Annotated in this window: 5 protein-coding genes; 1 reads left to right on the top strand and 4 read right to left on the bottom strand. The window is 68.6% G+C overall.

The window, feature by feature from the left end; translation table 11 throughout:
- Positions 1–65: 65 nt before the first annotated feature.
- From OHN74_RS32185 to OHN74_RS32170, 4 genes are all read right to left on the bottom strand, one after another.
- Complete coding sequence (locus OHN74_RS32185; RefSeq protein WP_327698064.1) at positions 66–920, bottom strand: helix-turn-helix domain-containing protein; 855 nt, start codon at positions 918–920, stop codon at positions 66–68.
- A gap of 270 nt (positions 921–1,190) precedes the next feature.
- Positions 1,191–3,917: a DNA translocase FtsK gene (locus tag OHN74_RS32180; RefSeq protein ID WP_327698063.1), complete on the bottom strand. Its 2,727-nt coding sequence runs from the start codon at positions 3,915–3,917 to the stop codon at positions 1,191–1,193.
- 158 nt (positions 3,918–4,075) lie between these two features.
- Positions 4,076–4,762: a response regulator gene (locus tag OHN74_RS32175; RefSeq protein ID WP_327698062.1), complete on the bottom strand. Its 687-nt coding sequence runs from the start codon at positions 4,760–4,762 to the stop codon at positions 4,076–4,078.
- Between the two features lie 307 nt (positions 4,763–5,069).
- Entirely contained in the window at positions 5,070–10,541 is a 5,472-nt protein-coding gene (locus tag OHN74_RS32170) for a HAMP domain-containing protein (protein ID WP_327698061.1), read from the bottom strand.
- Between the two features lie 319 nt (positions 10,542–10,860).
- On the opposite strand from OHN74_RS32170, the gene OHN74_RS32165 reads away from it, so the two are divergent.
- On the top strand, positions 10,861–13,608 hold the full coding sequence (locus OHN74_RS32165) for a SpoIIE family protein phosphatase (RefSeq protein ID WP_327698060.1): 2,748 nt from the start codon (positions 10,861–10,863) through the stop codon (positions 13,606–13,608).
- Positions 13,609–13,629 lie beyond the last annotated feature (21 nt).

Raw genomic sequence — 13,629 nt, 5'->3', positions numbered from 1 at the left:
ACGTCGACGGGGCCAGCCGACCTCGGCCGGCCCCGTACCGACGAATTCCGAAAGTCCGGTACCGCTTATCCGACCTCGGGGTCGCCCTTCGTGTACGTGAGCCGCTCCACGGCTCCGGGCTGGAACTCGTCCTCGATCTTCTTGCCGTTCACGTACAGCTGGATGGCGCCCGCGTCGCCCAGGACGAGGTTGATCTCCTCGTTGTCCTGGAAGGTCTGGGACTGACCCTGCTTGAGCAGGCCGTCGAAGAGCTGTCGGCCGTTGTGGTCCTTGGCGGAGATCCAGCTGCGGCCGTCCGTGGCGCTGACCTGGACGGTCACCTTGTCGCGCGGCGCCGCCGCGATCGCGCTGTCCGACGGGTCCGGCTTCGGGTCGGCCGGCTTGTCCTTCTTGGGCGCTGCCGAGGCCGGCCGGCTGGCCGTGGGCGTGGCGCCCTCGCCGGCCTGCGCCTGGGCGCTCTTGTCGCCGTCATCGCCCTTGACCAGGGTGAAGCCGACGAAGCCGATCACGGCGACGATCGCGGCGACCATCGCCGCGGTCCAGTTCGGTCCGCGCCGCTCGGGGCGGATGCGCTCCGCCTCGAACATGGGCGCGGCGGGGGTCGGCGCCGGACGTCCGCCGTGGGCGTCGGCGAACTGCGAGAGCAGCGGCTCGGGGTCCAGGTGGACGGCACGGGCGATGGTCCGGATGTGCCCGCGCGCGTAGACGTCTCCGCCACAGGGGGCGAAGTCGTCCTGTTCGATCGCGTGCACGATGGCGATCCGGACCCGAGTGGCGGAGCTGACGTCGTCGACGGTCAGCCCTGCCGCGATGCGCGCCTGCTGGAGGGCGCGACCGATCGAAGGGCGGGCTGCTTCCTCGCGATCGTCACGGTCTTCTTCGAACGGACGCTCGTCTTGTGGAGAGTTGCCGATGGACACGGGGGCGCCTTTCGAGCGTTTAGCCACCTGTGCTGGAAGTTCAGTTTAGGGGGGTTCGGAAAGGGTGGGGCAACCGGGCGGACGGACTTTGTACGCCATCGGAATGGCCAGGACACGCCGATGACCAGGTCACGGAGAGGCAAGGATCTGCCGTCTCCCTCAACTTGACGTACGCCGAAGGGAAACGGTTGCTCAATGATCCCTTACGAGTGAGTCACGATCGACCACCCGGTTGCCGCACACACGGACACCCGCACACCGGACGACTCCCTAGGAGTCAGCCTGCCCACGAATCACCGCGAGCATCTCGTCCAGCCCGTCAGCCTTCACAAGAACGTCACGCGCCTTGGACCCCTCGCTCGGCCCGACGATCCCCCGGGTCTCCATGAGGTCCATCAGCCGTCCCGCCTTGGCGAACCCGACGCGCAGCTTGCGCTGGAGCATCGACGTGGACCCGAACTGGCTGCTGACGACGAGCTCGGCCGCCGCGCACAGCAGTTCGAGATCGTCACCGATCTCCTCGTCGACCTCCTTCTTCTGCTTGGTGCCCACGGTGACGTCGTCCCGGAAGACCGGCGCCATCTGGTCCTTGCAGTGCTGGACGATCACCGCGACCTCGTCCTCGGTCACGAAGGCACCCTGCATACGGGTGGGCTTGTTGGCGCCCATCGGCAGGAACAGTCCGTCGCCCTTGCCGATCAGCTTCTCGGCGCCGGGCTGGTCGAGGATGACCCGCGAGTCGGCCAGGGAGGAGGTGGCGAAGGCGAGCCTCGACGGCACGTTCGCCTTGATCAACCCGGTCACGACATCGACGGACGGCCGCTGGGTGGCGAGGACCAGGTGGATACCGGCCGCGCGCGCGAGCTGCGTGATGCGCACGATCGCGTCCTCGACGTCCCTGGGGGCGACCATCATCAGGTCGGCCAGCTCGTCGACGATCACCAGCAGATACGGGTACGGCTGAAGCTCGCGCTCACTGCCCTCGGGCAGCTTGACCTTGCCGTTCCTGATGGCCTCGTTGAAGTCGTCGATGTGCCGGTATCCGAACGCGGCCAGATCGTCGTACCGCAGATCCATCTCCCGTACGACCCACTGGAGCGCCTCCGCGGCCCGCTTCGGGTTGGTGATGATCGGCGTGATCAGGTGCGGGATGCCCTCGTACGCGGTCAGCTCGACGCGCTTGGGGTCGACGAGGACCATCCGGACGTCCTCGGGGGTCGCCCGGACCATGACCGACGTGATCAGACAGTTGATACAGGACGATTTACCCGAACCGGTCGCACCTGCGACGAGCAGGTGCGGCATCTTCGCGAGGTTGGCCATCACATAGCCGCCCTCGACGTCCTTGCCGAGCGCGACCAGCATCGGATGGTCGTCCTCCGCCGCGTCGGCCAGCCGGAGCACGTCCCCCAGGTTGACCATCTCGCGGTCGGTGTTGGGGATCTCGATGCCGACCGCAGACTTGCCGGGGATCGGGCTGATGATCCGTACGTCGGGGCTGGCGACGGCGTACGCGATGTTCTTGGCGAGGGCGGTGATCCGCTCGACCTTCACCGCGGGGCCCAGTTCGACCTCGTACCGCGTGACCGTCGGACCGCGGGTGAAGCCGGTGACCGCGGCGTCGACCTTGAACTCCATGAAGACGTTCGTGAGGGAGGCGACCACCGCGTCGTTCGCCGCGCTGCGGGTCTTGCCGGGGCCGCCGCGCTCCAGCAGGTCGAGCGAGGGCAGCGAGTAGGTGATGTCCCCGGCGAGCTGGAGCTGTTCGGCGCGCGGCGGCAGGTCGCGCATCTCCTCCGGCGGCGCCTTGGTGAGGTCCGCGACCGCGGCCTTGACCGGCTCCGCCGTGAGCTTCTCCTGCTTGGGGCGGGCCCCCGGGACGGGAGCGGGCGTCCGGGCCGTCTCCTCACGGTCGGCGCCCGCAGTCACCCCCTGGGTGAGGTCGGCGACGATCGGCGAGGGCGGCATGCCGTGCAGGACGGCTCCGTCGAGCGCGGCAGCGGCGGCCGCGGCGACGTCCACGGCGTCCATCGGCCGCCCGGGGTCGGGCTGGCGCACCGCGGAGCGCCTGGGGCGGCTCCGGCGCTTGGAGAGGGCCTCCTGCTCGGCGCTGTCCGGGTCGTACTCCTCAGGGCCGGACCCGCGCTCGCGGGGGCGTCCGGGCAGCGACTCGCGCCACTGGTCGTCGTACCGCTCGTCGTCCCCGGCGAGCCCGTCCTCCTCGGGGTCGCGGAGGATGCCGAGCCGGATCCCGAGCTGCCGCAGCCGCTGCGGAATCGCGTTGACGGGCGTCGCGGTGACGACGAGCAGCCCGAAGACCGTGAGCAGCACCAGCAGGGGTACGGCGAGGACGTCGCCCATCGCGTACGTCAACGGGGTCGCCGCGCCCCAGCCGATGAGCCCGCCTGCGTCCCTTATGGCCTGCATTCCGGCACTGCGCGCGGGGGCGCCGCACGCGATGTGGACCTGCCCGAGCACGCCGATGACGAGCGCCGACAGCCCGATGACGATCCGGCCGTTGGCATCGGGCTTCTCGGGGTGCCTGATGAACCGTACGGCGATGACCGCGAGCAGTATCGGCACGAGCAGGTCGAGGCGGCCGAACGCGCCGGTGACCAGCATCTCGACGAGGTCACCGACGGGTCCGCGCAGGTTGGACCAGGTGCCCGCGGCGACGATCAGCGCGAGGGCGAGCAGCAGCAGTGCCACGCCGTCCTTCCGGTGTGCCGGGTCTAGGTTCTTCGCGCCCTGCCCTATGCCGCGGAACACGGCACCGACGGCGTGCGCGATGCCCAGCCAGAGGGCGCGAACGAGCCGGTAGATGCCCCCGGTGGGGCTGGGTGCCGGAGGGGGCGCGACCTTCTTCGCCGGCGCTCTCTTGGCGGGCGCCTTCTTCGCGGGGGCTTTTTTCGCCGCGGCCTTCCTCGCCGGAGCCTTCCCGGGCACGGCTGCCTTCTTCGCGGGCGGCTTCTTGGCTGCGGAAGGACGTGAGGCCATGTGTGTGAGGTTACCGGGAGACGACAGCGGACACGTGTGCCTACTGCTTCACCCGTTCGTGTCGCCCTTGCGTGAGCACGCTACTGACGCGTGCTCACGCGCAACTACGCCCCCTGTGCGGGTGAGTTCCGTGCGGGAGGTGACGGCCGGAACGCGGGTCAGTTCGGCGACGGCACCGTGGGTGCCCCGCTGCCGGTACCCGGTTCGAGCGCGTCCAGAGCACGGCGCAGGCCGGTCAGTTTGCGTTCGAGATGGGCCGCCGTGGCCACCGCCGCCGCGTCCGCCGACTCGTCGTCGAGCTGTTTGGACAGCGCCTCCGCCTGCTCCTCGACGGCCGCGAGCCGCGCGGACAGTTCGGCGAGCAGACCCGCCGGCTCCTTGACCGCGCCGACCGACGCCTTGCCGCCCCCGCCTTCCAGCTGGAGCCGCAACAGAGCTGCCTGCTCCCGGAGTTGGCAGTTCTTCATATAGAGCTCGACGAACACCGAGACCTTCGCCCGCAGCACCCACGGGTCGAACGGCTTGGAGATGTAGTCCACCGCACCCGCCGCATATCCCCGGAAGGTGTGGTGCGGCCCGTGGTTGATCGCAGTGAGGAAGATGATCGGGATGTCCCGGGTCCGCTCCCGCCGCTTGATGTGAGCGGCCGTCTCGAAGCCGTCCATGCCCGGCATCTGGACGTCCAGCAGAATGACCGCGAAGTCGTCCGTCAGAAGTGCCTTGAGCGCTTCCTCCCCGGACGATGCCCGCACCAGTGTCTGATCCAACGCAGAGAGGATGGCCTCCAGCGCCAGCAGATTCTCCGGCCGGTCATCGACCAGGAGGATCTTGGCCTTCTGCACCATGGCCCGCCCTCCTCGCCCCGGCTTGGGGCCTTCCCTGTCCTCAGGACTTGGGGCAGCACCACCCGGCGCCGCCCCAGGGGACGGCTTCCTTGCGCCGCCCGTCCTCGTGCCGGTCATGGTAGCCGCACCCTGCCCGTCGCCACACCCTGTCACCGCGATGTCACTGTGCACGTAGCAGAAACGTAGCGGGAGACCAGAAGGTTCCCCGAATCCCGTACTTCTACACGGCATCGGCCACACTGAGTCAGCAACTCCGCGTGAACACCGGGAGTTCCCGTCCGTGTGACGGAAACACCCAGCTCAACCGTCACTCCTCGCGCATCCACTGCTCCATCACCGACAGCAGGTGATCGGGGTCGACGGGCTTGGTCACATAGTCCGAGGCACCCGACTCGATCGCCTTCTCCCGGTCGCCCTTCATCGCCTTGGCGGTCAGCGCGATGATCGGGAGCCCGGCGAACTGCGGCATCCTGCGGATCGCCGTCGTCGTCGCGTACCCGTCCATCTCCGGCATCATGATGTCCATCAGTACGACTGTCACATCGTCGTGCTGCTCCAGGACTTCGATGCCCTCCCGGCCGTTCTCGGCGTACAGCACCGACAGCCCGTGCTGCTCCAGGACGCTCGTCAGCGCGAACACGTTACGGATGTCGTCGTCGACGATCAGCACCTTCTCGCCGTCGAACTGGATGCTGCGGCGCGGTGGCTGCGGCGCCTCCTGTTCCGCCGCCGCCCAGTGGCCGTTGGCCCTGGAGGACGCGTTCAGTTCGGTCACCGACACAGCCCTGCGGCGCCGCCTGAAGAGCGCGGCGGGCCCGTTCTGCGCCTCGTGGTACGACTTCACCTCGGCCGGCGTCTCGATGCCCGCCCCGGCCAGCTCCGCCTCGGAGGCCAGCAGCTCGCCGACCTCCAGAGAGGGCGCCAGCTGCGCGTAGCCCTGCGGGGGCAGTTCACTCGGGTGCAGCGGCAAATACAGCGTGAACGTCGAACCACGGCCCGGCTCGCTCTGCGCGTGGATCTCACCGCCTAGCAGCCGCGCGATCTCCCGCGAGATGGACAGCCCCAGCCCCGTGCCGCCGTACTTGCGACTGGTCGTGCCGTCCGCCTGCTTGAACGCCTCGAAGATCACCCGCATCTTGCTGGCCGCGATGCCGATGCCCGTGTCGGTCACCGAGAACGCGATCATGTCGGCGTCCGCGTCCCGCAGCGAACCCGCCTCCAGCAGTTGCTCCCGGATGGCCACCGGCACTTCCGCACCGGCCGGCCTGATCACCAGCTCGACCGCGCCCGTGTCGGTGAACTTGACCGCGTTGGACAGCAGGTTGCGCAGCACCTGGAGCAGCCGCTGCTCGTCGGTGTGCAGCGTGGCGGGCAGGTCCGGCGAGACCCGTACGGAGAAGTCGAGGCGCTTCTCCGCGGTCAGCGGACGGAAGGTGGCCTCCACGTAGTCGACGAGCTGCACGAGCGCGATGCGCGTCGGGGAGACGTCCATCTTGCCCGCCTCGACCTTCGACAGGTCGAGGATGTCGTTGATCAGCTGGAGCAGGTCCGAGCCCGCCCCGTGGATCGTCTCGGCGAACTCGACCTGCTTCGGGGTGAGGTTGGTGTCCGCGTTGTCGGCGAGCAGCTTGGCGAGGATCAGCAGCGAGTTGAGCGGCGTACGCAGCTCGTGCGACATGTTGGCGAGGAACTCGCTCTTGTAGCGCATCGACACGGCGAGTTGCTCGGCGCGCTCCTCCAGGACCTGCCGTGCCTCCTCGATCTCCGTGTTCTTGACCTCGATGTCGCGGTTCTGCTGGGCCAGCAGCTCGGCCTTCTCCTCCAGCTCCGCGTTGGACGACTGAAGCGCCTTCTGCCGGTTCTCCAGCTCGGCCGAGCGCTCCCTCAACTGCTCGGTCAGCTCCTGCGACTGCTTCAGCAGCACCTCCGTCTTGGTGTTGACGGAGATGGTGTTGACGCTGGTCGCGATCATCTCGGCGATCTGGTTGAGGAAGTCCTTCTGGATCTGCGTGAACGGCGTGAACGACGCCAGTTCGATGACCCCGAGCACCTTGCCCTCGAACAGCAGCGGCAGCACGATCACCTGTGCGGGCGGCGCCTCGCCGAGCCCGGAGGAGATCTTCAGATAGCCGCTGGGCGCGTTCTCCACGAGGATCGTGCGCTTCTCCTCGGCGGCGGTCCCCACCAGCGCCTCACCGGGCCGGAACGAGGTCGGCATGGATCCCATGGAGTAGCCGTACGACCCGAGCATGCGCAGTTCGTACGCGTTGTCCGGGGCGCTTCCCGGGTCCTTGCCGTCGATCGTCCGCATCGCCAGGAAGAACGCGCCGTGCTGGGCGGTGACGACCGGCGTCAGCTCGCTCATGATCAGCGAGGCCACGTCGTCGAGGTCACGTCGGCCCTGCATCAGGGCCGAGATACGGGCGAGGTTGCCCTTGAGCCAGTCCTGTTCCTTGTTGGCGATCGTGGTGTCGCGCAGGTTGGCGATCATCTTGTTGATGTAGTCCTGAAGTTCCTGGATCTCGCCGGAGGCATCCACGTCGATCTTCAGGTTGAGGTCACCGCGGGTCACCGCGGTCGCCACGCGCGCGATGGCACGCACCTGCCGGGTCAGGTTCCCGGCCATCTCGTTCACCGACTCGGTGAGGTCGCGCCAGGTGCCGTCGACGTCCCGCACGCGCGCCTGGCCACCGAGCTGGCCTTCCGTACCCACCTCTCGGGCGACTCGGGTGACCTCCTCGGCGAACGACGACAGCTGGTCGACCATGGTGTTGATCGTCGTCTTGAGTTCGAGGATCTCGCCGCGAGCGTCAATGTCGATCTTCTTCGTCAGGTCACCCTTGGCGATGGCAGTCGTGACCATGGCGATGTTGCGCACCTGGCCGGTCAGGTTGGACGCCATCCCGTTCACCGACTCGGTGAGGTCCTTCCAGGTACCGGCGACACCCGGCACGCGCGCCTGCCCGCCCAGGATGCCGTCCGTACCCACCTCACGGGCCACCTTGGTGACCTGGTCGGCGAACGAACTCAGCGTCTTCACCATGGTGTTGAACGTGTCGGCGAGCTGCGCCACCTCGCCGCGCGCCTCGATGGTCACCGTCCGCGTCAGATCGCCGTTGGCGACGGCCGCCGCGACCTGGGAGATGTTCCGCACCTGCACGGTCAGGTTGTTGGCCATCAGGTTGACGTTGTCGGTCAAGTCCTTCCAGATGCCGGTGACGCCCGACGCGTGGGCCTGACCGCCGAGGATGCCCTCCGTGCCCACCTCGCGGGCCACCCGGGTCACCTGCTCGGCGAACGACGACAGTTGATCAACCATTGTGTTGACCGTCGTGACGAGTTCGAGGATCTCGCCCTTGGCGTCAACAGTGATCTTCTTCGACAGATCGCCCTTGGCGACGGCGGTCGTGACCTCGGCGATGTTGCGCACCTGGATGGTCAGGTTGTTCGCCATGAAGTTCACGGACTGCGTGAGGTCCTTCCAGGTGCCGGAGACACCCTGCACCTCGGCCTGACCGCCGAGCATGCCCTCCGTACCCACCTCACGGGCCACTCGCGTGACCTCCTCGGCGAACGACGACAGTTGATCAACCATCGTGTTCAGGGTGTTCTTGAGCTCCAGGATCTCCCCGCGCGCGTCCACGGTGATCTTCTGGGAGAGGTCACCGCGGGCCACAGCGGTCGCCACCTGGGCGATGTTGCGCACCTGGGCGGTGAGGTTGCCGGCCATGCCGTTCACCGAGTCGGTGAGGTCCCGCCACACACCGGCGACCCCGGGCACCTGAGCCTGCCCGCCGAGCCGGCCCTCCGTACCCACGTCACGGGCGACCCGGGTCACCTGGTCCGCGAAGGCCGAGAGTTGATCGACCATGGTGTTGATCGTGTTCTTCAACTCGAGGATCTCGCCGCGAGCGTCGACATCGATCTTCTGGGAAAGATCGCCGTTGGCCACAGCGGTCGTCACCTGAGCGATGTTCCGCACCTGGGAGGTCAGGTTGCCGGCCATGAAGTTGACGGAGTCGGTGAGTTCCTTCCACGTACCGGACACACCGTCCACCCGCGCCTGACCGCCGAGGCGCCCCTCGGTGCCCACGTCACGGGCCATCCGCGTCACCTGGTCGGCGAAGCTCGACAGCTGGTCCACCATCGTGTTCACGGTGTTCTTCAGCTGAAGCATCTCGCCGGAGACATCGACGGTGACCTTCTGGGACAGGTCACCGTTGGCCACGGCGGTCGTCACCTGGGCGATGTTCCTCACCTGTCCGGTGAGGTTCCGGAACGCCGTGTTGACGGAGTCCGTCAGGTCCTTCCACGTACCCGCGGCGCCCGGCACCTGGGCCTGGCCGCCCAGCTCACCCTCGACACCGACCTCCCGCGCGACCCGCGTGACCTCGGCACCGAACGCGGACAGCTGGTCGACCATCCCGTTGACGGTGTTCTTCAGCTCCAGCATCTCGCCGGCCACCTCGACGCTGACCTTCTGCGACAGGTCACCGCTGGCCACGGCGGTCGTCACGGCGGCGATGTCCCGCACCTGGGTGGTGAGGTTCCGGAAGACCGTGTTGACGGAGTCCGTCAGGTCCTTCCACGTACCCGCGGCGCCCGGCACGTTCGCCTGCCCACCGAGCCGCCCCTCGCCACCGACCTCGTTGGCGACCCGGGTGACCTCGTCCGCGAACGTCCGCAGCGTCTCGGTCATCTGGTTGATCGTCTCGGCGAGCTGGGCGACCTCGCCGCGCGCCGACACCGTCACCTTCTGTGACAGATCCCCGTTGGCGACCGCGGTCGTCACCTGCGCGATCCCGCGCACCTGGGCCGTCAGGTTGCCGGCCATAAGATTCACCGAATCGGTGAGATCCTTCCACACGCCGTCCACACCCGGCACCTGTGCCTGGCCACCGAGCTCACCCTCCGTGCCCACCTCGCGCGCGACTCGCGTCACCTCGGAGGAGAAGGACGACAGCTGGTCGACCATCGTGTTGACGGTGTTCTTCAGCTCAAGCATCTCGCCGGCCACGTGAACCGTGACTTTCCGGGACAGATCACCCTTCGCGACCGCCGTCGTCACCAGCGCGATGTCCCGCACCTGCGCCGTCAGCCGGTACGCCATGGTGTTGACCGAGTCCGTGAGATCACGCCACGAACCGGACATCCCGCGCACCTGGGCCTGACCGCCCAGCTTGCCCTCCGTGCCGACCTCGCTGGCCACCCGCGTGACCTCGTCGGTGAACGTCGACAACTGGTCGACAAGGTTGTTGACCGTGCGCCCGACCTTGAGGAACTCCCCGCGCAGCGGATGTCCACTGCCGTCCGCGGCAGGCGCCCGCAGCTCCATCCGGGGCGACAGATCGCCCTCCGCGACAGCGCTCAGCACCCGGCCGACCTCGGAGACCGGACGTACGAGATCGTCGACGAGCGCGTTCGAGGCGTCGATCGCCACGGCCCACGAGCCCTCGCTGGCACCCGCTTCCAGCCGCTCGGTCAGCTTCCCCTCACGCCCCACCATGCGACGCACGCGAGACAATTCACCCGTCAAGTGGAGATTACGGTCGGCCACCTCGTTGAAGACCGCCGAGATCTCCGACATGACACCGTCGCCGGACACCGTGAGCCGTTTCCGGAAGTTCCCGTCACGCATCGACTCCAGGGCCGACAGCAACCGGTCCAGAGAAGCCGTGTCCACCTCGGTCGTTCCGTTGCGCGGTTTCCGCCGGTTACTCAGGGGTTGTCCGCCTTTCGCGCGCGTCTTAGTGCCCCGCGTCGCTGCGCCAGACTCCACTGTGTCCCTCCCGCAGGGGTCGACCGTTACTGCTCTGCGTGCTCTGCCGCCAGCACTCGGGCGTACCCGGATACTGCCAGCCGTGCCTAGACCTTCTCCTGGAGCCTGCCCAGTGTTTCACCCTGTCCGAACCCGGCCATAACAGTTCGGCAGCTTCGCACACCGTCCGCACACTCTGGGGACGTAAACACTGCAGACCTGCATCCGCACGGACCGCGAAGGTAAGTAACCTTGCATACGGCTGTCCAGCCACACCGGTCCGTCCGGTCTGGGCGGTGGCACGACCACGAGCGGGCAGGCATCGGAGGGGCACCGCACCATGACCACCGGACTGCATCCCGGGGGAACACCCCAGGATCCCCGGCCGACGGGGAACCAGACCCTGCCCCGGCAGGAACGGGTCGGCCCCGGCACGCTGCATGCCGACAACCGGACGAGGAGTTCTGTGATCACCGCGCGCGCGGCTGCCACCTTCGACCCAGTCGGGCGATCAGTAGCGACCGCCCGTTCCTTCGTCCGCGACACCCTGCAGGGCTGGGGCTTCGCGGACATCGTCGACGACGCCGTGGTCCTCACGAGCGAACTGGTGACCAACGCGGTCATCCACGCGGGCACCTCCGCGGACGTCCTGTGTCTACGCAGTGACGACGGCGTCCGCATCGAGGTGGCCGACCGCTACCCGGAGCGCGAGATCCCTCTCCAGGGCTCGCCCGCCAACATGGGCAGCCCCGACCGCGAGGGAGGCCGCGGCCTCCAGTTGTGCGCGGCCCTGGCCGGACGCTGGGGCGTGGAGTACACGTCCACGCAGAAACAGGTCTGGTTCCAACTCGACCTCCCGGAACGGGCGGTGGGCACCCGTTCCGCGGGCCCGTCCCTCCCTGCGGCCCTCCTCCCGCTGGCCGACGGCCGGGTCCGCGTCGCCGTCATCCAGATCGACCGCACCGGATCCATCGCGGCGTGGAACGAGGACGCCGACGAACTCTTCGGCTACTCACCCGAGTCGGTCATCGGAAAGCCCCTCACCGACCTCGCCGCCTGGCCGCACACCCCGGGCACCAGCACCGGCGTCGCCGAGGCCCTCCAGCTCTCCCGCTGGGAAGGCAGTTACGGCATAAGGGGCGCCAACGGCCGGGTCATCCCGGTGTACGCCTCCCACCTCCGCGTCCGCGACACGGAAGGCGAGCCCTCGACGGTCTGCCTTCTCGTGCGCGACCACGAACGGGCGGTCCTGCAGACCCCGTTGCGCGGCAGCTCGTCCGACACCACGTCGAGCTCCGACGGCCCGAACACCGACCCGTTCGAGGTGTTCATCGGCTCCCCGGCCCCGGACGACCTCGACGGCCTGCTCCAGCGCACGGTGGAACGCGCCCGCGACATGCTTGACGCCGACTCCGCCTTCCTGCTCCTGGCCACTGACGACGAAACGGAGTTGGAGGTGCGGGCCTCTACGGGTCTCCCCTCCGCCCGCCAGCGCTTCGCCCGCGTCCCGGTCGAGGCAGGTCCCGGCCGCTACGGCTCGGCGCGTATGCCGGCCGTCCACGACGACCTCTCGGTCGTCCCCGGTGCCGTCCCCCTCCTGAGCGGCACGGGCATGCGCTCGGTCGTCACCGTCCCCCTGAAGGTGGAAGGCCGCCTCACCGGTTCCCTGGGCGTCGCCGCCGAGTCCCCCGGCCGCTTCACGAACGAGGAGGCCCTGCGCCTCCAGTTCGCCGCGGATCGCATCGCGCTGGCAGTGGAATCGGCCCGTCTGGGCGAACTGGAACGCCTGCGCCGAGGTTCCCTCAGCTTCCTGGTGGAGGCTTCCGACCTCCTCGCCGGAACGCTCGACCGCGACCAGACCCTCGCGCTCATGGCCCAGATGACGGTCCCGACCCTGGCGACCTGGTGCGCGGTCTACACGATCGCCGACCAGGCCTCGGAGCCGTATCTCTCGTACGTCCTGCACGAGGACGAGGACCGCATCGACGGCCTCAAGGCCCTCCTGTCGAAGATCGCCCCACCGGACCCGGTCCCCACCCCCGGCGCCCGCGTCTGGTCGGCCCCCGCGGCGGCAGCCCATCAGGCGGCCCTGCGTACGTCCATGCGCAGCCTGGGCCTCAACTCACCCACCTCGGTCAGCTCGGGCATCGGCACAACTCTCGCCACGGCGGCGGCAGTCGGCGGCGAGACGGTCGTCCTCCCCCTGGTCGCCCGCAACCGTGTGATCGGCATGCTCACCCTGGGCAAGCCGACGGACGAACACTTCCGCCAGGAAATCCTGGAACTGGCCGAGGACCTGAGCCGCCGGGCCGCCCTGGCCCTGGACAACGCCCGCCTCTACTCGGAACGCACCGCCATCAGCCAGTCCCTCCAACGCAGCCTTCTGCCCCCGGAGTTGCCGGACATCGAGGGCGTCGAGGTGGAGGTCATCTACCGCGCGGCCGGCGAGGGCAACGAGGTCGGTGGCGACTTCTACGACCTCTTCCCCATCCGCGACGGCGCCTACGGCTTCGCCATCGGCGACGTCTGCGGTACGGGCCCCGAAGCCGCGGCGGTGACGGGCCTGGCCCGCCACGCGCTCCGCCTGCTGGCTAGGGAGGGCTTCGGCGGCCCCGCGGTCCTGGAGCGCCTCAACTCGGCGATCCTCGACGAGGGCGCCCGCAGCCGCTTCCTGACGCTCCTGTACGGCGAGTTGTGGCCCCAGGAGGACGGCAGCGCCGTACTGAAGGTGGTCTGCGCCGGCCATCCCCTCCCACTCCGGCTGCGTCCTGACGGCACCGTGGAAGCGGCAGCGGAGCCCCAGCCCCTCCTGGGCGTCCTGGAAGACCTGGAGTTGTACGAGCAGACGATCACCCTCGACCCCGGCGACGTCCTCCTCTGCGTCACGGACGGCGTCACGGAACGCCGCGAGGGCACCCGCATGCTGGGCGACGACGGTCTGGCGGACGTCCTCACGACGTGTACGGGACTGACGGCCGGCGCGGTGGCGGCCCGGATCATGCGCGCCGTCGAACGCTTCGCCTCCGATCCCGCGTCCGACGACATGGCGATCCTGGCGATGCGCGTACCGGGTCTGCAGAAGGACTGATGGACTGACGACGGGCATGCA

It is taken from the genome of Streptomyces sp. NBC_00459 (assembly GCF_036013955.1).
Taxonomy (GTDB): Bacteria; Actinomycetota; Actinomycetes; order Streptomycetales; family Streptomycetaceae; genus Streptomyces.
This window is presented reverse-complemented; position numbering and strand designations above follow the sequence as displayed.

Bases quoted from the DNA above. Each gene is read 5' to 3' on its own strand.
- OHN74_RS32180 (WP_327698063.1), bottom strand. From the start codon at position 3,917: ATGGCCTCACGTCCTTCCGCAGCCAAGAAGCCGCCCGCGAAGAAGGCA.
- OHN74_RS32165 (WP_327698060.1), top strand. From the start codon at position 10,861: ATGACCACCGGACTGCATCCCGGGGGAACACCCCAGGATCCCCGGCCG.
- OHN74_RS32175 (WP_327698062.1), bottom strand. From the start codon at position 4,762: ATGGTGCAGAAGGCCAAGATCCTCCTGGTCGATGACCGGCCGGAGAAT.